27 protein-coding genes and 2 tRNA genes are annotated in these 23,593 nt (G+C 70.2%); 12 read left to right on the forward strand and 17 right to left on the reverse strand.

The window, feature by feature from the left end:
* Positions 1 to 96: 96 nt before the first annotated feature.
* The 3 genes from HNQ05_RS10430 to HNQ05_RS10440 all read right to left on the reverse strand — a co-directional run bounded on the left by HNQ05_RS10430 (position 97) and on the right by HNQ05_RS10440 (position 1,587).
* Positions 97 to 1,332, reverse strand: a complete 1,236-nt coding sequence (locus HNQ05_RS10430) for a cation:proton antiporter (protein ID WP_147148038.1) — start codon at positions 1,330 to 1,332, stop codon at positions 97 to 99.
* Between the two features lie 97 nt (positions 1,333 to 1,429).
* Positions 1,430 to 1,505 (reverse strand) — tRNA-Phe (locus tag HNQ05_RS10435).
* Between the two features lie 5 nt (positions 1,506 to 1,510).
* Positions 1,511 to 1,587 (reverse strand) — tRNA-Asp (locus HNQ05_RS10440).
* Between the two features lie 116 nt (positions 1,588 to 1,703).
* Between HNQ05_RS10440 and HNQ05_RS10445 the strand changes: the two genes are divergently transcribed.
* Both HNQ05_RS10445 and HNQ05_RS10450 read left to right on the forward strand, forming a co-directional pair.
* The gene (locus HNQ05_RS10445; protein WP_147148036.1) at positions 1,704 to 2,351 is read left to right on the forward strand and encodes an HAD family hydrolase; all 648 of its coding nucleotides are present in this window, start codon (positions 1,704 to 1,706) and stop codon (positions 2,349 to 2,351) included.
* A complete protein-coding gene (locus HNQ05_RS10450) occupies positions 2,348 to 2,704 on the forward strand; it encodes a carboxymuconolactone decarboxylase family protein (protein ID WP_147148034.1) in 357 nt (118 codons plus the stop codon). Before HNQ05_RS10445 ends, HNQ05_RS10450 begins: the two co-directional genes overlap by 4 nt.
* A gap of 66 nt (positions 2,705 to 2,770) precedes the next feature.
* On the opposite strand, the gene HNQ05_RS10455 is transcribed toward HNQ05_RS10450, so the two are convergent.
* From HNQ05_RS10455 to dnaK, 4 genes are read right to left on the reverse strand one after another with little or no spacing between them, the layout of a single operon-like run.
* A complete protein-coding gene (locus HNQ05_RS10455; RefSeq protein WP_147148033.1) occupies positions 2,771 to 3,019 on the reverse strand; it encodes a chaperone modulator CbpM in 249 nt (82 codons plus the stop codon).
* Complete coding sequence (locus tag HNQ05_RS10460; protein WP_147148031.1) at positions 3,016 to 3,885, reverse strand: DnaJ C-terminal domain-containing protein; 870 nt, start codon at positions 3,883 to 3,885, stop codon at positions 3,016 to 3,018. Before HNQ05_RS10460 ends, HNQ05_RS10455 begins: the two co-directional genes overlap by 4 nt.
* Before the next feature lie 52 nt (positions 3,886 to 3,937).
* Complete coding sequence (locus HNQ05_RS10465; RefSeq protein ID WP_147148029.1) at positions 3,938 to 4,513, reverse strand: nucleotide exchange factor GrpE; 576 nt, start codon at positions 4,511 to 4,513, stop codon at positions 3,938 to 3,940.
* A gap of 52 nt (positions 4,514 to 4,565) precedes the next feature.
* Positions 4,566 to 6,437, reverse strand: a complete 1,872-nt coding sequence (dnaK, locus tag HNQ05_RS10470; RefSeq protein WP_147148026.1) for a molecular chaperone DnaK — start codon at positions 6,435 to 6,437, stop codon at positions 4,566 to 4,568.
* 147 nt (positions 6,438 to 6,584) lie between these two features.
* Between dnaK and ftsH the strand changes: the two genes are divergently transcribed.
* The 4 genes from ftsH (at position 6,585) to HNQ05_RS10490 (ending at position 9,939) form a co-directional block, all read left to right on the forward strand.
* On the forward strand, positions 6,585 to 8,477 hold the full coding sequence (ftsH, locus tag HNQ05_RS10475; RefSeq protein ID WP_147148024.1) for an ATP-dependent zinc metalloprotease FtsH: 1,893 nt from the start codon (positions 6,585 to 6,587) through the stop codon (positions 8,475 to 8,477).
* Positions 8,478 to 8,502: 25 nt separating this feature from the next.
* Positions 8,503 to 8,853 carry a hypothetical protein gene (locus HNQ05_RS10480; RefSeq protein WP_147148022.1) on the forward strand — a complete coding sequence of 117 codons (351 nt, stop codon included), beginning with the start codon at positions 8,503 to 8,505 and terminating at the stop codon, positions 8,851 to 8,853.
* Positions 8,854 to 8,959: 106 nt separating this feature from the next.
* Complete coding sequence (locus HNQ05_RS10485) at positions 8,960 to 9,298, forward strand: hypothetical protein (protein ID WP_147148020.1); 339 nt, start codon at positions 8,960 to 8,962, stop codon at positions 9,296 to 9,298.
* Positions 9,295 to 9,939, forward strand: coding sequence for a DUF1648 domain-containing protein (locus HNQ05_RS10490; RefSeq protein ID WP_147148018.1), 645 nt, complete (start codon positions 9,295 to 9,297; stop codon positions 9,937 to 9,939). The genes HNQ05_RS10485 and HNQ05_RS10490 overlap by 4 nt, the downstream gene beginning before the upstream one ends.
* Before the next feature lie 28 nt (positions 9,940 to 9,967).
* Here HNQ05_RS10490 and HNQ05_RS10495 read toward each other — a convergent pair whose 3' ends face one another.
* The 8 genes from HNQ05_RS10495 to trxA form a co-directional block, all read right to left on the reverse strand.
* A complete protein-coding gene (locus HNQ05_RS10495) occupies positions 9,968 to 10,282 on the reverse strand; it encodes a hypothetical protein (RefSeq protein WP_147148016.1) in 315 nt (104 codons plus the stop codon).
* 113 nt (positions 10,283 to 10,395) lie between these two features.
* A complete protein-coding gene (locus HNQ05_RS10500; protein ID WP_147148046.1) occupies positions 10,396 to 11,418 on the reverse strand; it encodes an SIS domain-containing protein in 1,023 nt (340 codons plus the stop codon).
* 4 nt (positions 11,419 to 11,422) lie between these two features.
* On the reverse strand, positions 11,423 to 12,517 hold the full coding sequence (gene nagA / locus HNQ05_RS10505; protein WP_147148014.1) for an N-acetylglucosamine-6-phosphate deacetylase: 1,095 nt from the start codon (positions 12,515 to 12,517) through the stop codon (positions 11,423 to 11,425).
* Entirely contained in the window at positions 12,514 to 13,170 is a 657-nt protein-coding gene (locus tag HNQ05_RS10510) for an FAD-binding oxidoreductase (RefSeq protein WP_147148012.1), read from the reverse strand. The genes nagA and HNQ05_RS10510 overlap by 4 nt, the downstream gene beginning before the upstream one ends.
* A 41-nt stretch (positions 13,171 to 13,211) precedes the next feature.
* A complete protein-coding gene (locus tag HNQ05_RS10515) occupies positions 13,212 to 14,765 on the reverse strand; it encodes a carboxylesterase/lipase family protein (RefSeq protein ID WP_147148010.1) in 1,554 nt (517 codons plus the stop codon).
* Positions 14,762 to 15,862: a mechanosensitive ion channel family protein gene (locus HNQ05_RS10520; protein WP_147148008.1), complete on the reverse strand. Its 1,101-nt coding sequence runs from the start codon at positions 15,860 to 15,862 to the stop codon at positions 14,762 to 14,764. Before HNQ05_RS10520 ends, HNQ05_RS10515 begins: the two co-directional genes overlap by 4 nt.
* A gap of 4 nt (positions 15,863 to 15,866) precedes the next feature.
* The gene (gene plsX, locus HNQ05_RS10525) at positions 15,867 to 16,844 is read right to left on the reverse strand and encodes a phosphate acyltransferase PlsX (protein WP_147148006.1); all 978 of its coding nucleotides are present in this window, start codon (positions 16,842 to 16,844) and stop codon (positions 15,867 to 15,869) included.
* A 4-nt stretch (positions 16,845 to 16,848) separates the two neighbouring features.
* Positions 16,849 to 17,175 (reverse strand): thioredoxin, encoded by a 327-nt coding sequence (gene trxA, locus HNQ05_RS10530; protein WP_147148004.1) that lies wholly within the window; start codon positions 17,173 to 17,175, stop codon positions 16,849 to 16,851.
* A gap of 29 nt (positions 17,176 to 17,204) precedes the next feature.
* Between trxA and HNQ05_RS10535 the strand changes: the two genes are divergently transcribed.
* The 6 genes from HNQ05_RS10535 to ychF all read left to right on the forward strand — a co-directional run bounded on the left by HNQ05_RS10535 (position 17,205) and on the right by ychF (position 22,020).
* Positions 17,205 to 17,537, forward strand: coding sequence for a DUF309 domain-containing protein (locus HNQ05_RS10535; RefSeq protein ID WP_147148002.1), 333 nt, complete (start codon positions 17,205 to 17,207; stop codon positions 17,535 to 17,537).
* A 47-nt stretch (positions 17,538 to 17,584) separates the two neighbouring features.
* Positions 17,585 to 17,902, forward strand: a complete 318-nt coding sequence (locus tag HNQ05_RS10540) for a hypothetical protein (protein ID WP_147148000.1) — start codon at positions 17,585 to 17,587, stop codon at positions 17,900 to 17,902.
* Positions 17,903 to 17,940: 38 nt separating this feature from the next.
* Positions 17,941 to 18,795 (forward strand): NAD(P)H-dependent flavin oxidoreductase, encoded by an 855-nt coding sequence (locus HNQ05_RS10545; RefSeq protein ID WP_147148044.1) that lies wholly within the window; start codon positions 17,941 to 17,943, stop codon positions 18,793 to 18,795.
* A 134-nt stretch (positions 18,796 to 18,929) separates the two neighbouring features.
* A complete protein-coding gene (locus HNQ05_RS10550; RefSeq protein WP_147147998.1) occupies positions 18,930 to 20,228 on the forward strand; it encodes a KamA family radical SAM protein in 1,299 nt (432 codons plus the stop codon).
* A 96-nt stretch (positions 20,229 to 20,324) separates the two neighbouring features.
* Complete coding sequence (locus tag HNQ05_RS10555) at positions 20,325 to 20,873, forward strand: type 1 glutamine amidotransferase family protein (RefSeq protein ID WP_147147995.1); 549 nt, start codon at positions 20,325 to 20,327, stop codon at positions 20,871 to 20,873.
* Positions 20,874 to 20,898: 25 nt separating this feature from the next.
* Positions 20,899 to 22,020 (forward strand): redox-regulated ATPase YchF, encoded by a 1,122-nt coding sequence (gene ychF, locus HNQ05_RS10560; RefSeq protein WP_147147993.1) that lies wholly within the window; start codon positions 20,899 to 20,901, stop codon positions 22,018 to 22,020.
* Positions 22,021 to 22,045: 25 nt separating this feature from the next.
* Here the strand turns inward: ychF and HNQ05_RS10565 are convergent, their stop codons facing one another.
* Both HNQ05_RS10565 and HNQ05_RS10570 read right to left on the reverse strand, forming a co-directional pair.
* Positions 22,046 to 22,216, reverse strand: a complete 171-nt coding sequence (locus HNQ05_RS10565) for a hypothetical protein (RefSeq protein WP_183677806.1) — start codon at positions 22,214 to 22,216, stop codon at positions 22,046 to 22,048.
* A gap of 429 nt (positions 22,217 to 22,645) precedes the next feature.
* Positions 22,646 to 23,548 carry a c-type cytochrome gene (locus HNQ05_RS10570; protein ID WP_147147991.1) on the reverse strand — a complete coding sequence of 301 codons (903 nt, stop codon included), beginning with the start codon at positions 23,546 to 23,548 and terminating at the stop codon, positions 22,646 to 22,648.
* Between the last annotated feature and the right edge of the window lie 45 nt (positions 23,549 to 23,593).

A 23,593-nucleotide genomic window follows, 5' to 3' on the forward strand; every position in this document is an offset into this window, starting at 1 on the left:
CGCGAAGGCGGGGGCCCCTCCTCTCGTGCCAAAAGCCATTCCTTCACAGGCACCAGGGTACGGGGTTCCAGTGAACAACGTGTTGGGAGGTTACAGCTAGCGGCCCGCGGCGAAACGGGCCAGACGGCCGATCGTCAGGCCCTGAACCAGCACGCTGAAGACGACGACGCCGTAGGTCATGGCCAGGATCAGCTCGCGTTCTGGCCCCGGCGGCAGACCCAGCGCCAGCGCCACCGAGATGCCGCCGCGCAGGCCGCCCCAGGTCATGAGCCGCACCGTGTAGCCGGCGAACGGCCGCACCAGCCGCAAGGCCCCGATGGGCAGGCCCACGCTCAGGAAGCGCGCCGCGAGCACCAGCGGAACGCTGAGGGCCGCGAGCTCGAGGTAGCCGGGGGTGTAGCGCACGAGCAGCACCTCCAGACCGATCAGCACGAAGAGCAGGGCGTTGAGGATCTCGTCGGTCATCTCCCAGAAGGTGTCGAGGTGCTCGCGGGTGCGCTCGCTCATGGCCAGCGCCCTTCCGTGGTTGCCGATGAGCAGCCCGGCCACCACCATGGCCAGCGGCCCTGAGGTGTGCAGGTTCGCCGCCAGCGCGTAGCCGCCGCTGACCAGCGCCAGCGTGATCAGCACCTCGACCGAGTAGTCGTCGGTGCGCCGGAGCATGTAGAAGGCCACCAGCCCCAGCCCCAGGCCGAGGGCCAGCCCGCCCAGCGCCTCCTGGGCGAAGAAGGCGGCCACGGCGGCCGCCGAGGCCTCGGCGCCGTGCCCCCCGGTCTGAACCAGGCTGAGAATGACGGCGAAGACGACGACCCCCACGCCGTCGTTGAAGAGCGACTCGCCCGAGATCAGCACCTCCAGGTCCTTGGGAACGCCGGCCCGCTTGAGCAGCCCCAGCACCGCGATGGGGTCGGTGGGCGAGATCAGCGCCCCGAAGAGCAGGGCGTGGACGTAGGGCAGCTCGAGCCCGAGCCAGGCCGCCAGGTAGTAGACGCCGGTGCCCACCACGAAGGTGCTCACCAACACCCCCAGGGTGGCGAGGGTGAGGATCGAGACCCAGCGCCGGCGCAGGTCCTCCAGGTTGACGTGCAGCGCTCCGGCGAAGAGCAGGAAGGCCAGCATCCCCTGCATCAGCACCTCTTCGAAGGGCACCGAGGCCACCAGCTCCTGCGCCCAGGCCTCCGCGGGCCCGCCAACGAGCAGCAGCCCCAGCGAGAGCAGCAGCCCCGCGAGCATGACGCCGATGGGCGTGGGCAGCCTGACGTACTGGTAGTTCAGGTAGGCGAAGAGGGCGGTCAGGGCAAAGAGCGCCCCCATGGCGTCGAAGAAGCCCATGGGGTTCAGTTTACCCGCGGCGAAACGGGGCTCGGGACCCGAAAAAACAGGGAGACCGGCGCCGGTCCCCCTGCACTATGCATCTAGAGAAAAAGTTTGGTGCCGAGGGGCGGAATTGAACCGCCGACACTGCGATTTTCAGTCGCATGCTCTACCAACTGAGCTACCTCGGCACCTCTGGCGGCCCCGACGGGACTCGAACCCGCGATCTCCCACGTGACAGGCGGGTGTGTTAACCGACTACACCACGGGGCCAGACGCATTGTGCTGCCGGCCGCGGCCGGAGCAGCGGAATTCATCATAAAGAAGCGCCTGGGCCATGTCAAGGCGGTTTTTCCGCGCAGGCACGCGCCATCCTGTACGATGGGCACGTGGCCGATACCGTCTTTTTCGACGTGGGGGGCACGCTCATCCTGGCCCACCCGCTCCACTGGCTGAAGCCCGTCCTCGACCGCTGGGGGGTGGCCGCCGACTGGAGCCGCCTCGCCGAGGCCGCGCCGCCGGCGTTCGACTTCTACAACGCCCACCACCTCCAGGCCCGCTCGTTCGAGGAAGCCCTGGAGCTCTGGCGCGCCACCGACCGCACGATCCTCGAGGGTCTTGGGGTGGAAGACGCGGACGAGGTCGCGGACCGGCTGGTGGCCGCCTGGGACGACCCGGCCATCTGGCCGCTGGCTCCCCACGCGCACGAAGTGCTCGCGGCCCTGAAGGCGCGCGGCAAGAAGCTGGTCGTCGTCTCCAACTGGGACGGGCTGCTGCCGCGGGTGCTCGAGGTGGTGGGCCTCGCCCCCTACTTCGACGCCGTGGTGGTCTCGGCCCTGGTGGGGGCGGCCAAGCCCGACGCCCGCATCTTCAACGAGGCGCTCGCGCGCTCCGGAGCCCGGCCCGAGGCGACGCTGCATGTGGGCGACAGCCCGGAGGCCGACGCCGGGGGCGCGGCGGCGGTAGGGATCACCCCGCTGCTCGTCGACCCCGTGGACCCGCAGCGCGACCTGCGCACGGTGCTGGAGGTGGCATGAGCGTACGCAAGAAGATCTGGGGCAAGAACGCCGAGCGGATCGCCGAGGCGCTCGAGCGCCTCGACCCCGACCTGGCGCGCTACATCCAGGACTTCGCCTACGAGGAGGTGATGGCGCGGCCGGGGCTGGACCTGAAGACCCGCGAACTGCTGGCCATCACCGCGCTGATCGCCCTGGGCAACCCAGGCGAGCTCAAGACCCACCTGCGCGGCGCCCTGGCCAACGGAGCGACGGAGCGCGAGGTGCGCGAGACGATCATCCACAGCGCGCTCTTCCTGGGCTTTCCGCGGGCGCTGGGCGCGATGAAGGTCTTTAGCGAGCTCCTGGCGCGCACGGACGAACGCGGAGCCTGACCGCCGCCAACGAACCAGGGACGGCGCAAAGCGCCCTCCCTGGTTCGAAAGAAGCGTGAATCGGCGTCAGGAACCGAACCGCTCGAGCACCTCCACCACCAGCGCCGCCCCGATGAGGTTGGCCCCCAGCTCGCGACGGATGCGCTCGGCGCGGTAGAGCCGCTCGACCTGCTCGCGGGTGAAGTACCACTCGCCGGCGATCACCACCGGCTCGACGAAGCCGATCTCGACGTAGGCCTCGAGGGTGGAAAGCGCCAGACCCTCGCGCCTGAGCAGCTCCGCCGGATAGCGTTCGTGCAGCACCAGCGCGGTCACGCGACCACCCCCTGCTTCCTCAACAGTTCGGCGAGTTCACGGTAGAGGCGCTCCTCATCGGGCGTCGGGTGCTCGGGAATCACCACGCGCACCTCGGCGTACTGGTCCCCGCGGCCGCCGCCCCGCCTGGGCCAGCCCTTGCCGCGCAGGCGCAGCTTGCGCCCCGCCTGGGTGCGCGGCGGGATGGTGAGCTCGACGAAGCCGTCCAGCGTCGGCACCTTGACCTTGCCCCCCACCACGGCGATCGGCGCGGGCACGTCGATGGTGGTGTAGACGTCGTCACCCTCGAGCCGGAAGGTGGGGCTGGCCGCGAGGCGCACGGTCAGGTAGAGGTCGCCCGGGGGCTGGCCGGGGCCGCCCTTGCCCGGCAGGCGGATCCGCTGCCCGGGCCGCACGCCGGCCGGGATCGTCACGCTCAGGCGCTCGCCGTTCAGCTGGATCGTCTGCTCGCCCCCGTGGTAGGCCACTTCCAGGGGGATGGCGATCTCCGCCTCGTAGTCGCGCCCGCGGCGCGGGCCCCGCGCCGCGGGCCGGCTCCCGGCGCCGAAGAGGTCGCCCAGCCCGCCGCCGAAGAGGGTCTGGAAGAAGTCGGAGAAGTCCTCCACGTTCCCCTCGACGTGCCAGCCGCCGGGGGGCGGGGGCGGCGGGGCCTGGGTGGTGCCGTACTGGTCGTAGATCTTGCGCTTCTCGGGATCCGAGAGCACCGCGTAGGCCTCGCCGATCTCCTTGAACTTCTCCTCGGCCCCCGGGTCCTTGTTGACGTCGGGGTGGTACTTGCGCGCCAGCTTGCGGTAGGCCCGCTTGATCTCTTCTTCGCTGGCCGTGCGCGGTACTCCGAGGATGGCGTAGTAGTCCTTGTATTCCATGGTTTTTCGGGTGTGGGGTGTGGGATGTGGGGCGTGGGATAATACCTACCCCCTACTTCCCACCTCCCACCTCCTTCTTCTTTGTTACCGCCACCCGGGCGGGGCGGATCAGCTGCTCGCCGTAGCGGTAGCCCTTCTGGTAGACCTCGGCCACCTTCTCGTCCTCCTCGCCCTCCACGATGCCGACGGCCTCGTGGACGCTGGGGTTGAAGGGTTCGCCCTCGCCGGGCACCGGCTCCACCCCCAGGCCGCTGAGGATGCGCTGGAAGCCCTGGTGCACCGCGCGCACCCCCTCGGCGATCGTCTCGGGCTTGGCACCGGCGTGCTCGAGCGCCCGCTCCAGGTCGTCGAGCACGGGCAGCAGGGCGCGGATGGCCTTGATCTCGCCGTCCCGGCGCGCCGATTCCACCTCGGCCTGCATGCGCTTGCGGTAGTTGTCGAAGTCGGCCAGAAGCCGCATGTACTTGTCTTTCAAGATCTCGATCTCTTTCCGGGCCTTGGCGAGCTCGCCTTCGGCGCGCTCCAGTTCCGCGGCCACCTTCTCGGCCTCCCGGGCCACCTCGCGCTCTTCGGCCTCGACGCGCGCGTTCAGGTCGTTTTCGGGCTTCGAGGTCTGCTCCTTCGCCATGGTTCACCCCCAGGGCCGGCCGGGCGCGGACCTCCGCGCCCGGCCCCGCGGATCACTCCGCGGGCTTGAAGTCGGCGTCGATCACGTCCTCGCCCTCGGGACCCTTGGCCTCGGCGCCCGCCTGCGCAGCGGCCGCGCCCGCGGCCTGCTCGTAGGCCTGAACCGCCGCGAGCAGCTCCTCGGTGGCGGACTTGAGCTCCTCGTCGGCAGCGTCCTTCTCCACCAACTCCTTGGCCTTGGCGATGGCGGCCTCGAGCCGGGTCTTGGGCTCGCCCTCGGCCTTCTTCTCTTCGAGCAGCCGCTCGGCCTGGATGCGGGCGGTGTCGAGGTTGTTCTTCAGCTCGATGTGCGCCTTGCGCCGCTTGTCCTCTTCGGCGTGGGCCTCGGCCTCCTTCACCATCCGTTCGATCTCCTCCTCGGAGAGGGTGGTGGTGTTCTCGATCTTGATCGAGGCCTCCTTGCCGGTCGTCTTCTCCTTCGCCGTCACGTGCAGGATGCCGTTGGCGTCGATGTCGAAGCAGACGTCGATCTGCGGCACGCCGGCGGGCATCGGCGGGATGCCCTCGAGCTTGAAGCGGCCCAGCGACTTATTGTCCGCGGCCATCGGGCGCTCGCCCTGGAGCACGTGGATCTCCACCGCGGTCTGGTTGTGCTCGGCGGTGGTGAAGGTCTCGCACTTGCGGGTGGGGATGGTGGTGTTGCGCGGGATGAGCACCGTCATCACGCCGCCCTTGGTCTCCACCCCCAGGCTGAGCGGGGTGACGTCGAGGAGCACCACGTCCTCCACCTCACCGGTGAGCACGCCCGCCTGGATGGCCGCGCCCTGGGCCACCGCCTCGTCGGGGTTGACCTGCTGGTTGGGCTCCTTGCCCAGCATCTCCTTCACGATCCGCTGCACCGCGGGCACGCGGGTGGCGCCGCCCACGAGGATCACCTCGTCGAGCTGGTTCGCGCTCAGACCGGCGTCCTTCAGGGCCTGCTCCACCGGCCCGCGCACGCGCTTGAGGAGGTCCTGGATCAGCTCCTCGAACTGCGCCCGGGTCAGCTTCTGCTCCAGGTGCAGCGGGGTCTTGGTGTTGGGGTCGATGGCGATAAAGGGCAGGCTGATCGTCGTCTCCGGGGTGCTGGAGAGCTCGATCTTGGCCTTCTCGGCCGCCTCGATGAGGCGCTGCAGCGCCTGGCGGTCGGCCTTCAGATCGACGCCGTGCTCCTTCTTGAACTCCCCGGCGAGCCAGTCGACGATCTTGTGGTCCATGTCGGAGCCGCCCAGGTGGGTGTCCCCGGCCGTCGACTTGACCTCGAAGACGCCCTCGCCGACCTCGAGCACGGTCACGTCGAAGGTGCCGCCGCCGAGGTCGAAGACGAGCACGGTCTCGCTGCCCTTCTTGTCGAGGCCGTAGGCCAGCGCCGCGGCCGTGGGCTCGTTAATGATGCGCAGCACCTCGAGCCCGGCGATCTTGCCGGCGTTGGCCGTGGCCTCGCGCTGGCTGTTGTTGAAGTAGGCGGGCACGGTGATGACCGCCTGCTTGACCTCCTGGCCCAGCTTCTTGCTGGCGTCGCTCACCAGCTTGCGCAGGATGAAGGCGCTGATCTCCTCGGGGGTGTAGAGCTTGTCGCCCACGCGGATGCGCACGCCCCCGTCCGGGCCCTTCTCGACGCGGTAGGGCACGCGGCCCGCCTCTTCCTGCACCTCCTCCCAGCGGCGGCCGATGAAGCGCTTCACCTCGAAGATCGTGCCTTCGGGGTTGAGCACCGCCTGGCGCTTGGCCAGACGCCCTACGAGGGTCTCTCCCTCCTTGAAGGCCACCACGGAAGGGGTGATGCGTTCCCCTTCGGCATTTTCAAGGACGACGGGCTGCCCGCCCTCCATGGTTGCAATCACGCTGTTGGTCGTTCCCAGGTCGATTCCCACGGCTTTAGCCATAATTCACGCTCCTTTCTTAACTCCACATGAAGTATATCACCGTGGCATGCGGCTGTCAACAGACTTGAGCGTATTCATATCATATCTGAACCGCCCCTTCCTTTGGACTCCTCATGCGCGGAAGGTGTAGGCTTGAGTCGAGTCAAGATGAAGACACCACCCCTCAACGTATGGATCGTCCTCCTGGTCATCATCGGAGCGGTCTGGGCCATCAACATCGCCCTCACCAGCCCCGCCAGCCCCACGACCGACCTGAAGCTCTCCACCTTCATGAACGAGGTGCAGTCGGGTAAGGTCCGCGAGCTCGTCGTGGAGGGCAACCGCGTCCGCGGCGTGCTCGACGACGGCAGCCGCTTCACCACCTACCTGCCCGCACCGCCCAGCGCCGACACCGTGGAAGGCTGGATCGCCCGCGGCATCGAGGTGAGCGCCCAGCCGCCGCGCAGCGCCAGCCCCCTGGCCAGCATCCTGCTGCCCCTCTTCGTGGTGGGGCTGGTCTTCCTCGCCTTCTGGTACTTCTCGCGCGGCAGCCGCGGCGGCGACGGCTCGGGCACCTTCAACTTCACCAAGAGCCGGGCGCGGGTGCTGGCCGAGGCGCCCAAGACCACCTTCGAAGACGTGGCCGGCGCCGAGGAGGCCAAGGAGGAGCTCGAGGAGATCGTCGAGTTCCTCAAGTCGCCCGAGCGCTTCCACCGCATGGGCGCCCGCATCCCCCGGGGGGTGCTGCTCGTGGGGCCCCCGGGCTCGGGCAAGACCCACATCGCCCGCGCGGTGGCCGGCGAGGCGCGGGTACCCTTCATCACCGCCAGCGGCTCCGACTTCGTGGAGATGTTCGTGGGCGTGGGCGCGGCGCGGGTGCGCGACCTCTTCGAGACGGCCAAGAAGAACGCCCCCTGCATCATCTTCATCGACGAGATCGACGCCGTGGGGCGCAAGCGCGGCAGCGGCATGGGCGGCGGCAACGACGAACGCGAACAGACCCTGAACCAGCTCCTCGTCGAGATGGACGGGTTCGACAAGGAAACGAGCGTGATCGTGATGGCCGCGACCAACCGGCCCGACGTGCTCGACCCGGCGCTGATGCGCCCCGGCCGCTTCGACCGCCAGGTGGCCATCGACGCCCCCGACGTGCGCGGGCGCGAACAGATCCTGCGCATCCACGCGGTGGGCAAGCCGCTGGCCGAGGACGTGGACCTGGCCTTGGTGGCGCGGCGCACCCCCGGCTTCGTCGGGGCCGACCTGGAGAACCTGCTCAACGAGGCGGCGCTGCTCGCGGCGCGCGAGCGGCGGCGCAAGATCACCATGAAGGACCTGGAGGAGGCCGCAGACCGGGTGATGATGGGCCCCGCCAAGAAGAGCATGGTGCTCACCGAGGCGGACAAGCGCATCACCGCCTACCACGAGGCGGGGCACGCGCTCGCGGCCCACTTCTTGGAACACGCCGACGGCGTGCACAAGATCACGATCATGCCGCGCGGCCGGGCGCTGGGCTTCATGATGCCCGACCGCGAGGACGTGCTGCACTGGGGCCGCAAGCGCCTGCTCGACCAGATCGCGGTGGCGCTGGCGGGCCGGGCGGCCGAGGAGCTGGTCTTCGACGACGTGACCACCGGGGCCGAAAACGACTTCCGCCAGGCCACCGAGCTGGCGCGGCGGATGATCACCGAGTGGGGGATGCACCCCGAGTTCGGCCAGGTGGCCTACCAGGAACGGCAGGACACCTACCTGGGCGGGTACGAGGTGCGCAACTACTCCGAGGAGACCGCGCGCCGCATCGACGAAGCCGTCAAGGAGCTGATCGACGAACAGTACGGCCGCATCCTGCAGCTGCTGCGCGACCGGAGGGCCGAGCTGGAGCGCGTGGCCGCGGCGCTGCTCGAGGTGGAGACGCTGAACGCCGAACAGTTCCAGCGCGTCCTCGCCGGGGAGCCGCTCGAGGAGCCGGAGACCGAAGGAGAGGCGGAGCCGGCCGACGACGGCGAGACCCAGGTCATCCCCAAGGCCAAGATTCGCGGAAAGCCGGGGTTGGGTGGAACCTAGCCGGACCGTGAAGTAGAATCAAACCATGCTGGAAGGCCTCGTCACCGGCCTCGTGCTGGGCGCGTGGATCCTGATGGCGCTGGCGAAGGCGACGGGCCGCGACGTCTCGCGTTGGCGCGCAGCCAACCTACCCCTGGCCGCCCTTGCGGCCGCCCTGGGGCTGACCCTGACCTACGCCTTTCTGCCCGCGCCCTGGTGGCCGCAGGCGCGGGGCCTCGCCGTGGGTTCGCTGATGCTGTGGCTGGGTTGGTGTACGGCCCGGCACCCGGCACAAAAGGACCCCGGCTGCGCATCCTGGGTTGGATCGTCGCGGCGCCGGGTGTGGGCGAGCTGGCGCGGGTGTTCTGGAGCTGAAGCATGGGACCGGTCGCCGTAGCCTCTCGTCTTCATGGCCGTAAGACGGCTCGGACCCTCCCCGCGGCCCGGGTCGGACGACTCCCGAACGGCGCGAAATCCGCAGGGGCGGGCAGGAAGGAAAAGGCATGAACCTCACGACACTCCTACCCCCTCTGTTAGCGGCGCTGGCGTTGTTCTTCGGCCTGCGTGGGCGTCCGCCCGCGTTGCGTCTGACCGCCACGCTCGTCCTGGGCGCGGCGGCCGCGGTCTTGGCCGGTACCCTGCCCCATGAGGGGTTGCGCTGGGGCTTCGTGCTTACCTTCGCTCTGCTCGCGCGCGCCCTCTACCCCTATTCCCGGCACACGGACGCGCCTCCGGCGCACGGCTTGGACCTGCCGCGCGTCCTCTGGTTCTTTGGAATCGTGCTGCTGCTCCGGCTAGCTTACGCGGCCCGTGCCGCACCAACGAAGGGAGGCTTCCCATGAACCCTCGTACCAAACTGGGCTTGCTGCTGCTCGCCACGCTGCTCTTCGTCTGGACCGTGGTCGTCCTCGTCTACCCGTTGCTGCCCGAGACCGTGCCCGCGCACATGGACGCCGCGGGGCGGGTAACCCGCTGGGGATCGAAACTCGAGGTTCTGAGCCTGCCCCTGATCTTTACCTTCGTGGCGCTGCTGGCCGCGCTCCTCCTCTACGCGGCCCCGCTCGAAGGCGGCGAGGAGGTCTTCAGGGCTGCGGCTGCGTTCGTGCTGTGGGGCGGCCTATTCGCCGTGCTGTTTCCGCTCGGTGCCTTGTGGTTTCCCGGTAACGGAGCCGCGCTGACCCGTCTCTTAAGCGCCGGCGCAGGCCTGTTCCTCGTGGCCGTCGGCTGGGCGCTGCCGGTGCTCTCGCGTTCCACACCTACGCGCCCCCTCTGCGGCCTGCCCGGCCAGCCCGTACCGACCCCCGAGCAAGGCGCCCGCCTGAACCGTAGGTTTGGCGCGCTGCTGGCGCTGCACGGCGTGCTCACGCTGGTCCTCGCCCTCGCCGCGCCTTCCCCCGCCTGGGCGGGCGTCTACCTGGTGGCGGGGCTGGTCGTGCTCGCCGCCGGGTTCTGCAGCCTTGCGGGGCGCGGGCTGCGGCCCTGAGCCGGTCCGTGGGGCGCGCTCCTGGAGTTCACACCCAGAGCGCACCCGCCCATCCCACCAGCGCCCCCAGGAAAACCGACATGACCCCGATGGGCAGCCAGGCTCCCGGCTCCTCCTCGGTAACGATGATGATGACCGGCAAGGCCAGCAACAGCGCGGCCAGCGCCCCCGTCAGCCAGGACGCCAGCCCCCAGTGGAGGTAGGGGATGACCAGGCCCAGTACCAGCCAGTGAACGAACGCCGAAACATTGGCCCGGGCGCCGCTTCCCCGAGCCAGCATGGGCGCCACGTCGACCAGGCCCGCGACCGCCCCGATGAACAGGGCCGCTGCGACTCCCTGCATGGCTACTCCTTTCCGCGGGGAGGGTCTGGAACTCGAAGCGTAAGCGTAGGGTGATGGGGTGTCCCGACAGGGATAGTATGTTACAAGCGTACTACCGCGTCAACTTTTTGCCTTTACCGAGTACGTGTCACCTTGTGCAGGTTGCGCGGGCGGTCGGGGTCGTGGCCGCGAGCGCGGGCCAGCGCGTCGGCGAAGGGGTAGAAGGCCTGGACCGCCAGCACGCTGTCGAGGACGGGGTGGAAGCGGCCGGGCAGCGGCAGGGGCGCATCGGCCAGCCCCAGCGCCTCGGGCTCGCTCGCGGCCACGGCCAGCTCGGCCCCCTTGGCCTTGAGGCTGCCTAGGAGCTCGAGCACCTGCGGGTAGGGCCGGTCGTAGGGCGCGAGCGCCAGGATGGGGTAGCCGGGACCCACGATGGCCACCGGGCCGTGCAGCAGCTCCGCGGTGGAAAAGGCCTCGGCGTGCAGCGCGCTCGTCTCCTTGAGCTTGAGGGCCACCTCCTGCCCCGCGGCGTAGGCGTAGCCCCGGCCGATCACGTAGGCGTCGGTCGCGGGCGCGAACAGCTCGAGCCCCGCGCTCCAGTCGCTACCCGCCGCCGCGGCCATGCGCTCGGGAAGCTGCGGCAGCGCTTCCTCGAGGTCCGTCGCCTCCTCGACCGCACCCACGAGCTGGGCAAGCCCTACGAGCATGGTCAGGTAGCTCTTGGTCGCGGCCACGCTCTTCTCCTCGCCCGCGTGGAGCGGCAGCACCACCTCGGCCGCCCGCGCCAGCGGCGAGTCCTCGACGTTGACGAGGGCCACGGTGAGCGCACCGGAGGCGCGGGCCGCCTTGAGCGAGGCCACCAGGTCCTCGCTCGCCCCCGACTGGCTCAGGGCCAGCACCAGCGCCCCGCGCAGGTTGGGCCGGGCGCCGTAGACCGTGACGACCGAGGGCGCGGCGCTCGCGGTCACCCAGCCGAGCCGCACCTCGAAGAGGTACTTGCCGAAGAGCGCAGCGTGGTCGGAGCTGCCGCGGGCGATCGTCTGCACCAGCGTCGGGGGGCGCCGGCGCAGGAAGCGCGCCAGCGAGCGCACTTCGGCGGCGTTCTCGGCGAGCAACCGCTCGGCCGCCGTCGGCGCTTGTAGCGCCTCGGCGAACATGCGGCTAGGCGCGGGCGAAGACGCGTCTTCCACCGACGTACACCTCCTCCACCTGCAAATCCCCGTCGAGCACCACCAGGTCGGCCTGCACCCCGGCCTGGATGCGGCCCAGGTCGGCCCAGCCCATGTAGCGCGCGGGCAGACCGCTGAGGCGGCGCACCGCCTCGGCCAGGTCGAACCCCCAGTCCACCAGGTTGCGCAGCGCCTGGTCCATCGTCAGGGCGCTGCCCGCCAGGGTGCCGTCCTCGAGGAAGACCCCGTTCCCCCGCTTGTGCACCGTGTAGCGGCCCAGCCGGTAGGGGCCTTCGGGCATTCCCGCGGCCGCGACCGCGTCGGTGACCACGTAGAGGTTGGGAACGGCGCGCATCGCCGCGCGCACGGCCACCGGATCCACGTGCAACCCGTCGGCGATGACCTCGGCCCAGGTGCCGCGGGCGAAGGCCGCGCCCACCACCCCGGGGTTGCGGTGGTGCAGGGGGCTCATGGCGTTGTAGAGGTGGGTGAACCCCTTGGCTCCGGCCTCGAGCGCCCTCAGCGCTTCCTCGGCGGTGGCCACGGTGTGGCCGATCTGAGGCCGCACCCCGTGGGCGCGCAGAAAACGAATGAACTCGAGCGCCCCCGGCCGCTCCGGCGCCAGCGTCACCACCTGGAGGCTGGCGTGGGCCATCAGCCGCCGCAGCTCTCCGGGGTCGGGGTCGCGGGCGTAGGGGGGCTGGGCCCCCAGCTTTTCGGGGCTGATGAAGGGCCCCTCGAGGTGCACCCCCATCACCCGCGCCTCGTCCTCGCCGGGGCTCTCCATGACGGCGTGGATACCGTCCAGCGCCTGGGTCAGGTCTTCCTCGGGGGCGGTCACCGTGGCCAGCAGCATGCGGGTGGTGCCGTGGGCGGCGTGGAAGCGCGCCGCGGTGCGCGCCGCCGCCTCGCCGGCCATGGCGTCGCCGCCGGCGCCGCCATGCACGTGCAGGTCGATGAAGCCGGGCACCACGTAACGGGCCGGGGCGCGGTCGGGGACGAAGCGGGCCACCTTGTCTTCTTCCAGCTCGAGCCGCCCCTCGACCCAGCCCGCGGGCAGGAGCACCCGGCCGCTGACCGCGCTCATGCCCCACCCCCATCGAGCGCCTGCGCCAGCTTGGCGAAGGCGGGCGGCAGCGGCGGCCGCCCGCCCCCGTCGGCCCAGGCGAAGCGCTCGTCGCGCAGGGGGCCGTCGGCGCCCACCCCCATGCCCCCCGGAAAGAGGGCGGTGTAGTCGATTCCCGGCTGCAGCTCCAGCTCCGTGGACCAACCCGCGCGCTCGAGCTCGCGCGGGTGCCCCCAGTGGAAGGCCAGGCGCTCGCCCTCCGCCTCCCAAAGGAAGCGCGGGCGCCGCTCCCCCTCGCGCCGGTAGCGCCACAACGCCGCCGCGCGCGCGGGGCGCAGCCGCAGCACCACCTCGAGCGCCCGCCCCAGCACCCCGAAGCTGCCCACGAAGGGGCGCACCAGGTCGTAACCCTGAACGTTCTTGACCACCCGCCCGCCCGCGACGATCCGCTGACCCGACGGGGTCTCAAAGGTCACGCCCAGCACGTCCGCGGGAAAGAAGAAGGTCTGGGCGAAGCCGCCCCGCTCGACCAGCCCGCCCACGCCGCCGGGCAGTTCGACGGGCGGAAAGGGCGGGTAGAGCCGTTCGGGCAGGGCGGCGTACACCTCGAGCAACGGGGTGTCGCCGCTGGCGACCAGGTACTGGTCCTCTTGGTTGAGCTCGAGCACCGGCATGCTCTCAGCTTACTCCAAGCCTGGCGGCAGGCTTTGGTACGTTAGCGGTTCGGTATTGGTTCGTCCGCCCCCCACAGCGCGCAGCGCGTGTCCCAGTCGTCGGCGCGCCAGCCCCAGCGGCGGTCGAAGCCCAGGAGCCAGCCGCCTCCGAGCCGCGGCGCCGGCGCCCAGCCCGCCCGCGGCGCCTCGCCGCGGGCAAACGCCGTCCAGGCCTGCTGGACCGCGCGGGCGAGCCCGTCGCTCTGCTCCTGGACGTCCGCGGTGGCGAAGAAGGCCCAGAAGGGCCAGATGGTGCGGGTGTCGAAGACGAAGGGCAGCTCCATCCCGTGCATGCTGCCCAGCTCGGGCCAGAGCGGGCTTTGGTACCCGAAGCGGTAGCCGTAGACCGGAGCCCAGCGGGCGGCGAGGCGCCCCGCGCGGTAGGTGGGGCAGATCAGGATCCGCTCGCCCATGTAGGCGTAGTAGGCGTCGAGGGCGCGGTCGAAGCGGGCGCGGTAGTGGCGGATCACCTCCGCGGCGCGGCTCCCCTCCTTGCTGCGGATAAGGGCCTCCACCCCCGCCCAGGTGGACTTGGCGGGGTCGTCGGGAGCGGTCGCGTCGAGCCGGTACTCGTCCGCGGTCGTGCCCACGAAGAGGGGTACCCGGGCGGCGCGCCCCGCGGCCAGGGCGCGCTCCGGAGGCTCGGTGAGGACGTAGCCGTCGAGGACGGGCTTGAAGGGCACCTTCTCGAAGTCGGTCTCCGAGGGCACCAGCGCCACCAGCTCCTCCGGCGGCAGCGCCCGCCAGCAGGCCAGGTCGTCGAGTGCGCAGCCCACCTGCTCGGAAAACCGGCGCGCGCGGGCGTAGGCCTCCTCCGGGGTGTAGACGTAGTTGCACCCTCCCGACTCGAGCACCGCCCGGTCGAAGGCGCCGCGCGCCAGCGGGCTCGCCAGCAGGGTGCACAGCGCCATCGCCCCCGCCGACTCGCCAAAGGCGGTGACGTTGCGCGGGTCGCCGCCGAAACCGGCGATCTGCCGCCGCACCCACGCGAAGGCGGCGATCTGGTCGAGCAGACCGTAGTTGCCGGTGCTGCCGTGCGGGTCGCGGCGCGCCAGTTCGGGCAGCGCCAAGAAGCCGAAGGGGCCCAGCCGGTAGTTGAAGGTCACCACCACGACGCCGCGCCGCGCCAGCCGCGCGCCGTCGTAGATCGGCTCGGAGCCGCTACCGCCGGTGAAGCTGCCGCCGTGGACGAAGACCATCACCGGCCAGCCCCCCGCGGGCGGGTCCTGAACAGGAACCCAGACGTTGAGGTTCAGGCAGTCCTCGCTCGCCGGCGGCAGGTAGCGGCCGGCGAGCCGCCCGAGCCGCACGGTGATCGAGCCCTTCTGGGGGCAGATCGGCCCCGGCTGCTGCGCGCGCAGCACCCCCGGCCAGGCGTCCACCCGCTGCGGGGCCCGCCAGCGATCGGCGTGGGCGTAGGGCAGCCCCTTGAAGACGAGGACGTCGGCTTCGGCGTAGCCCTGCACCCAGCCGCCCGGCAGCCGCAGCCGTACGGCCTCGGTTCCCGCCTGCGCCAGGCCGGCGAGCAGGACCAGCGCGAGCAGGACCCGCTTCATGCAGAAGGTTCCTGATCCTGGCGCAGCCAGACGGTGCGCTGCGGGAAGGGAATCTCGATCCCCTCGGCGTCGAGGCGGTTCTTGATGCGCCGTTTGAACTCGCGCCCCACACCCCACTGCTGCTTGGCCTGCACCGTGAACATCACCCGGATCACCACGGCGCTGTCGCCCAGCTCGTTGACCCCCAGCACCTGGGGGCGCTCGTCGGTGAACTTTTCGCGCCACTCGGGGTCGTCGTAGAACTTCTGCGCCTCGTCCTCGATCACCGCGATCGCCCGGTCCACGTCGGCGCCGTAGGCAACGCCCACGTCGACGACCGCGCGCGCCCAGACGTGGCTCAGCACGGTCACCGTGCTGATCTGCCCGTGGGGTACGAAGTGGAGCTTGCCTTCCAGGTCGCGCAGCACGCTGAGGCGCAGGTTCATGCGCTCGACCCCGCCGGCGATGTCGCCGACCTTGATCACGTCGCCCACGCCGTACTGGTCCTCGAGCAGGATGAAGAACCCGTTGATCACGTCGCGCACCAGGTTCTGCGCGGCAAACGAGATCGCCAGGCCAGCGATGCCCGCCCCGGCGATCAGCGCCCCGATGTTGAGCCCCATGTTGGCGAGGGCGAGCAGCACCCCCACGCTGATCACCCCACCCTTGAGGGTGGACTCGATCACCGTCATCAGCGTCTGGATGCGCACCTGCTCGCGTTCGAACTCGGGCTTCTGGGGGATCTTGATGCGGCGCACCAGCACCTCGACGAGGCGGTAGGCGAAGTAGGTGGCCGCCAGGATGAGCAGCACCGCCAGCCCCCGCGAGCCCATCCAGCGCGCCAGCAGCAGGCCCCAGGTGTAGAGCGGCTCGACCTTGATCTCGAAGAGGAAGTGCCCGAAGGAGACGAGCGCGAAGGCGACGACGGCCCACCACACCCAGCCCACGACCCGCCAGAAGGCGTCATCGCGGCGGTCGGGGGTCAGCCGGGCGACCCAGTGAGCCAGCCGCGAACCGGCGCGGCCGACGGTGTAGGCGACGCCGAGGGCGAAAAAAGCCAGCAGGAACTTGATCCACTGCTGGGTCCCCTGCAGCTGCACCGGGTTGAAGGGTTCCATACGGCTATTCTACGGCGGCCAGGGCTTCGACCAGGCCCGAGCGCGCCATCTTGTGGGCGCGCAAGAGGGCGTTCTTGACCGCGCGCCGGTCCGAGGCGCCGTGGCCGATGAAGGCCGGCCCGCGCACGCCCAAAAGCGGCATCGCCCCGTACTCGGCGGGGTCCATGCGCGCCGCCAGCGACCGCAGGGCGTCCTTCGCCAACCACGCCCCCAGCTTGGCCTTGAGGCTGCTCGTCAGCGCCTGCTTGATCCAGCCGAAGAGGATCTTGGCCTCGCCCTCGGCCAGCTTGAGCACCACGTTACCGGTGAAACCGTCGGTCACGATCACGTCGGCGGCGTCGGCCAGGACGTCGCGCCCCTCGACGTTGCCGACGAAGTTCAAGCCGGACTCGGCGAGCAGCGGGTGGGCCTCCAGGACGAGCTGGTTGCCCTTGGTGGGCTCCTCGCCGATCGAGAGCAGCCCTACGCGGGGCCGCGCCACCCCGCTCATCCGCTCGGCGTAGGCCGCGCCCATGCGCGCGAACTGGAGCAGGTGCTGGGGCCGCACGTCGGCGTTGGCGCCCGCGTCGATGAGGTGCACCCGTCCCGAAGGAGCCTCGGAGGGAATCTCGGCCAAGATGGCGGGGCGCTCGATGCCCTGCACCCGCCCCAGGGTGAAGAGCGCCGCGGCCATCGTGGCCCCCGAGTGGCCCATGCTGACGGCAGCCTCGGCCTCGCCCTCCCTGACCAGGCGCATGGCCACGTTGATCGAGGCCTGGCGCCGGCGGCGCACCTCGGTGGCGTGGGCGTGCATGTCGATCACCTCGGGCGCGTGCACCACCGGCAGCTCGCCGCCCTGAGCGGCCAGCTCCTGGCGCAGGCGAGCCTCGTCGCCCACCAGGACGACGGGCACCCCCGCGGCCGCCGCGAGCAGCGCCCCCGCCACGGTCTCGCGGGGCGCGTGGTCCCCGCCCATGGCGTCGAGGGCGACGGGGGCATTCATCTCCTCAGGCCTGGGGTAGGTGCTTCTCGATGCGCGCCACGAAGTTGCGCTTGGGCTGGGCCCCCACGATCACCTCGACGGGTTCACCGTTCTTGAAGAGGATGACGGTGGGAATGCTCATCACCCGAAACCGCATCGCGGTCTTGGGGTTCTCGTCCACGTCCAGCTTCAGCACCTTGAGCTTGCCCTCGTACTCCTGCGCCAGCTCCTCGAGGATCGGCGCGATCATCCGGCACGGCCCGCACCACTCGGCCCAGAAGTCCACCAGCGCGAGGCCGTCTTTGATTTCCTGGTCGAAGCTGTTGTCGGTCACCACGATCGGTTTCGCCATACGACCTTTACTGTAGCATCGAGGCAGCCATGCGCCAACCGAACCGCGAAGCCCTCGACCGCGCCGCCCGCCTGTGGCAAGAGGGGGCCTTCTGGGAGGTGCACGAGGCGCTCGAGCCCGCCTGGATGGCCTCCCGCGGCGAGGAGCGCCTCTTGTTGCACGGCCTCATCCAGCTGGCCGCGGCGCTCGAGGCCCGGCGCCGCGGCCGCGCCCGGGGCGCACGCGCCAACCTGGCCAAGGCCCGCGCCAAATGGGCCGCCCTGGGGTTTCGCTACCACGGCCGCGACCTGCGCCCCTTCCTGGAGGGCTGCGCGCGGGCGCTGGAGGGCGCGCCGGTGCCCGCCTGGCCCTGGGAAGACTGAGGCGTTTACACCCGCTTCACGCGCGCTCGCTATAATCGGGGTTAGCTATGAGCGACCTCACCCACCTCAACCAGCTCGCCGAACATTACATGCACGAACACACCTTCCGGAAGGGCGACCTGGTGACCTGGAAGCCGGGCCTGCGCAACCGCAAGATGCCCGACTACGGCGAGCCCATGGTGGTCGTCGAGGTGCTGAGCGAGCCGGTCTACGACCAGACCGCCGACTCGGGTTCGCCCTACTTCCGCGAACCCCTGACCGTGCGCTGCCTGCTGGTGGACGAAGACGGGGACGCGCTCGTCTTCTACTACGACGCCCGCCGGCTCATGCCCTACGGCGACTGGCGCAGCAGCGTGGCCAACTGAAGCCTCCTTTGACCGGGTACAATTCGGGCATGGACGCGATCGAAACCCGGGTCACCCGCATGCTGGGCATCCGCTACCCCATCGTGGTGGCGCCGATGTTCCTGGTCTCGAACCGGCCGCTGCTCGAGGCCGTGGCCCGCGCGGGCGCGATCGGGCTCGTTCCCACCCTCAACTTCCGCAGCCACGCCGACTACCGCGCCTTTCTGGAGGCCTGGCCCGCGGGCCTCGCCTTCGGGGTGAACCTCATCCTCAAGGACAACCCCCGCCTCCCCGAGGACCTGGCGGCCACGGTGGAGCACCGGGTGCCCCTCGTGGTCACCAGCCTGGGCGACCCCACGCCGGTCATCGAGGCCGTGCACGGCTACGGTGGGGTGGTCTGGTGCGACGTGGTGGGGCTGCGCCACGCGCGCAAGGCCGCCGCGGCCGGGGCCGACGCGCTGGTGGCGGTGGCCGCGGGGGCCGGCGGTCACGCGGGCACCACCAGCCCCTTCGTCCTCGCGCCCTGGCTGCGCGAGGAAACGGGGCTGCCGGTGCTGGTGGCCGGGGGGCTTTCGACCGGGGCGCAGCTGCTCGCGGCGCTGGCCCTGGGCGACGGCGGCTACTTCGGCACCCGCTTCATCGCCACCCGCGAGGCCGGCGCCTCCGAGGCCTACAAGCGGGCGCTCGTCCAGGCCCGACCCGAGGACGTGGTCTACACCCCCGAGGTCACCGGGGTGCCGGCGAACTTCCTGCGCGGCTCGCTCGAGCGCTTCCGCGCTGAGGGTTCGAAGGCCTGGAAGGACGTCTGGAGCGCGGGGCACGGGGTCGCGTTCATCGACGACGTGCCCCCGGCCGCCGAGCTCGTCGAACGGCTGGTCCGGGAGTACCGCGAGGCCAAGGCGCGCCTGCCCTGAGCGCCGTCCAGGACGCATATTTCATAAGAATTTCAGGACGCGTGGTATACTGATTCGGGAAGAAGCCAACCGGGCCCGCCTCGCGCTTCGGCGCGCGCGCCCGTGTCGACCCAGACCACGAAAGGAGGTCGTACATGTACCCCACGCCCGTGGACGCGTACGGACGTTACGAACCGGTAACCCTGAAGAACATTCACCGCCACCCCGCCTACCGGCGGCTCCCCGAAAGCCTGCGACGCGAGCTGGAGGTGGCCGCCCAGGTGCTGCCCTTCCGCACCAACCCTTACGTCCTCGACGAGCTGATCGACTGGGACCGGGTCCCCGAAGACCCGATCTTCCAGCTCGTCTTCCCCCAGCGGGGCATGCTCGATCCCGAGACCTACGCGCGCGTCGAGGCCGCCCTGGCCTCGGGCCAGCAGGAGGCGCTCAGCGAAGCCGTCTGGAACGCGCGCCACGCCATGAACCCCCACCCCGCCGGACAGCTCACCCACAACGTGCCCGAGCTGGACGGGCGGAAGCTGGACGGCCTGCAGCACAAGTACGCCGAGACCGTGCTCTTCTTCCCCGCAGGGGGGCAGACCTGCCACGCCTACTGCACCTACTGCTTCCGCTGGGCCCAGTTCGTGGGCCACCGCGAGCTGCGGTTCGAGTCGAGCCAGGTCGACGACCTGGTGCGCTACCTGCGCGCCCACCCCGAGGTCACCGACGTGCTCGTCACTGGCGGCGACCCGATGGTGATGAAAACCCGGCTGCTCGCGCGCTACCTGGAGCCCCTGCTCGAGGTGGAGACGTTGCGCTCGATCCGCATCGGCAGCAAGTCGCTGGCTTACTGGCCCATGCGCTTCACCACCGACCCCGACGCGGCCGAGGCGCTGCGCCTCTTCGAGCGCGTGGTGGCCGCCGGCAAGCAGCTGGCCTTCATGGCCCACTTCAGCCACCCGCGCGAGCTCGAGACCGAGCAGGTGCAGACGGCCATCCAAAACCTGCTTGCCACCGGCGCGGTGGTGCGCACCCAGGCGCCGCTGATCCGCCACGTCAACGACGACGCCAACCTCTGGGCCGAGAAGTGGCGCCAGGAGGTGCGTCTGGGCCTGATCCCCTACTACATGTTCGTCGAGCGCGACACCGGCCCCAAGCGTTACTTCGAGGTACCGCTGGCCGAGGCGCAGCGGATCTTCAAAGACGCCTACCGCCAGGTCTCGGGCCTCGCCCGCACCGTGCGCGGCCCCAGCATGTCGGCCTTCCCCGGCAAGGTGCGCATCGTCGGCACCGCCGAGGTGGCCGGAGAGAAGGTCTTCGTCCTCGAGTTCCTGCAGGCGCGCGACCCCGCCTGGGTGGGCCGGCCCTTCTTCGCCCGGTTCTCGGAGGAGGCCACCTGGCTCGACGAGCTCGAGCCCGCCTTTGGCGAAGAGCGCTTCTTCTTCGAAGGCTAGCCCCCGCACCCGCCGCACCCGCCCGCCTTCCTGCGGGCGGGTTTTCGTGCGCGATTTCCCATCCTTCCCAGGCGCCGGGTGTGCGAAGATGGAGCCATGCGCATCGGGGTGTTGCTCACCATGGGGTTCCTGGAAGCCGAGGCCGCGCCGGTCCTCGACGCGGTGCGCATCCTGCGCGAGGCGGGGGCCGGGATCGAGGCCTTCACGCTGGCCAAGAGCCGCCACGCCCTCGAGGGGGCGGCGGGCACCGTCTGGACGGCCAAGTACGCCCTCTCCGCCCGCCCCGAGCTGGACGTGCTCGTCGTCCCGGGAAGCAAAGGGCTCGCCCGCGCGGCGCGCGACCTGCAGATCGAGCTCTGGCTCGAGGAGGTCTGGCCCCGGCTGGAGGCCGTCTTCCTGGGCGCCAACGGCCCGGTCTTCCTGGGCGAGCTGGGGCGCGCCCCCCAGCTCGTGGCCGCGCACCCCGCCTACGCGGACGAGGTAAAGCGCTACGCCAAGCTGGGGCACGAGACCGCCTACGCCGTGGGCAAGGTCACGACGACCGCCGGCTACCTCTTCCTGCTCGGCGCGCTGCTGGACCACCTGCAGTCGGCGGAGTTCGACATCGAACCCGTGCTGGAACAGATGGCGCTGGCCTTCGACTGAGCCCGGTCGTATACTGGGCCTTTGTATGGCGAACCTTTCCATCGGCATCGTCGGCCTCCCCAACGTGGGCAAGTCCACCCTCTTCAACGCGATCACCAAGGCGGGCGCGCTCGCGGCCAACTACCCCTTCGCCACCATCGACAAGAACGTCGGCGTGGTCACCGTGCCCGACGAGCGGCTGGAAAAGCTGGCGGACGTCTTCACCAAGGGCGGGCGGCGGCCCCCGGTCGTGCCCACCTACGTCGAGTTCGTGGACATCGCCGGCCTGGTCAAGGGCGCCCACAAGGGCGAGGGGCTGGGCAACCAGTTCCTCGGCAACATCCGCGAGGTGGCGGCGGTGGCCCACGTGGTGCGCTGCTTCGAGGACCCGAACGTGGTCCACGTGGACGGCTCGGTGGACCCGCTGCGCGACGCCGAGATCATCAACACCGAGCTGGCGCTGGCCGACCTGGGCACGCTCGAGCGGCGGCTGGAAAAGCTCGAGCGCAGCGCCCGCGTGAGCAAGGAGGACGCGGCGCTGGTGGAGCTGCTGAAACCGCTGGTGGCCCACCTGGAAGCTGGCGAGCCCGCCCGCACCTTCGAGACCGGCAACGCCGAGCACGACAAGCTCCTGCGCCGGGTCTTCAAGGAGTACGGCCTCATCACCGCCAAGCCGGTGGTCTACGTGGCCAACGTGGGCGAGGAGGACCTGCCCGCCGGCAACGAACATGTGGAAAGGCTGCGCGAGCTGGCGGCGCGCGAGGGGGCCGAACTGGTCGTCATCTCGGCCAAGATCGAGGCCGAGCTGGCCGAGCTTTCGGACGAGGAGGCGCGCGAGTACCTGGCCGAGCTGGGGCTCGAGCAGTCGGGCCTCGACCGGCTGGTGCTGGCCGGCTACCGCGCCCTCGACCTGATCACCTTCCTGACCGCAGGCGAGAAGGAGGTACGCGCCTGGACGGTGCGGCGCGGCACCAAGGCCCCCCAGGCCGCGGGGGTGATCCACTCCGACATGGAGCGCGGCTTCATCCGCGCCGAGGTGATCGACTGGGCCAAGCTGGTCCGGGCCGGCGGCTGGGCCGCGGCCAAGGAGAAAGGCTGGGTCCGCACCGAGGGCAAGGACTACGTCGTCCAGGACGGCGACGTGATGCTGATCCTCTTCAACGTCTAAGGGCGGGGCAGTCGGTAGGCGTAGATCACGTCCGCGCCTTGACCGCTGGGCGGCTCTTCGGCGACGAAATCGCGGTGATTTCGTTCAAAAGCTGCTTCATGACCTGTACGACGTTGGGAACCTGACGCGAAAGACCAAGCGCCTTGTGCACGTCACCGGCCTTGACGCATACGACGCTTAGATCTTTCGCTTCCACTTCTGCAAACCGCCTACGGATGGCTGTCCGAACCCCGGCTTCGCTTCCGGCATGGACCCCGGTTCTCGGCCAGCAGGGCCGGCCTCGTCCGGGGAATCGGGAAAAGGCGGCAAGTAGCGAGTGGCCTGTGGCTTGTGGCTCGCTGACTAGGAAACCTAACCCCCTTGGGAGGGGAATGGAACTCCGTTGTTTGCGCTTTGCAACCCGCGATCGAGCCGATTGAACAAGAACGCCCGCCCCTTCGGGGGACCGGGGCTCTGGACGTTGCAGGAGGCAGACGCCCGGCGTCAATCCTCGGCGCTCCTACACCCCACCTCCCACCTGCCCCTTTCCACCCCGCAAGCGGTCGGCTCCGCCTGCGCGTCGAGGCGCCGTCCGAAAAGGAACACGCGGCGCCCTGAGGCGCCGCATGCTGGGAGGTAGGGCGCCTTACTTCTTCTTCGGCGGCCAGGTGGGCGCTTCGATGATCTGCTGGGGCACGTTGCTGTTGTACACGCCCGCCTGACCCGCGGGGGCCAGGTGGTCGGTTAGCTTGAAGCTGGGCCGCGGGTGGCTGTTGACGTAAGCCATCACGTCCACGGCGTCCTGGTCGCTCAGGTGAGCGTTGCCCAGGGGCATGTTGTACTTGACCCAGCTCGCGCCCTTGATCACGTTGGCCATGCCCGCGCCGGCGTTGTAGGAGCGGTCGCCCCAGACCGGCGGGAAGGCGCCCACGCCCTGGCCATCGGGGCCGTGGCAGGCGGCGCACTGGGCCTCGTAGACCTGCTTGCCGTGGTCCGCGTCCACGCTTCCGGCCTTGACGAGCTTGACGATCGCCGGGTCGGGCCAGGGGGTGTTGTAGGCCCCGATGGGCTTGTTGGGGTTCTGGTCCACGGGCAGCCCCGTCGAGAGCCAGGTGATGTACGCGGCCATGGCGATCGAGGCCTTGGAGCCCACCGGCAGACGGGTGCCGTTCATCGAGCGCATGAAGCAGTTGAGGATGCGGTCCTCGAGGCTGACCACGGCCTTCTCGCGGGGGCTGTAGGCGGGGTAGGAGGTGGCCACGCCCACGAAGGTGGCGTAGCGGTTCTTACCCTTGCCGCCCTGCAGGTGGCAGCTCTTGCACTGCAGGTCGTTGCCCACGTAGTCCTTGGTGAGCGGGTGGGTGTTGGTGTTCATCACGATGGCCTCGCCCAGCTTGACCATCTCGCCCAGCTCACCGGGCGGGTAGGAAGCGGGCGGATTGGGGACTTCCTTCGGGAAGTTCTGGCTGGGCCAGGGGAAGCCGCCCGCCGCGACGACGCCCAAAGCCAGGACGGCCAGCGCCAGTAAACTCAGGTACGCTTTTCTCATCGGCATCACCTCAGGCACATTTCACGCCCAGGTGGCTCAACAAGT

Source organism: Oceanithermus desulfurans, from assembly GCF_014201675.1.
Classification (GTDB): domain Bacteria; phylum Deinococcota; class Deinococci; order Deinococcales; family Marinithermaceae; genus Oceanithermus; species Oceanithermus desulfurans.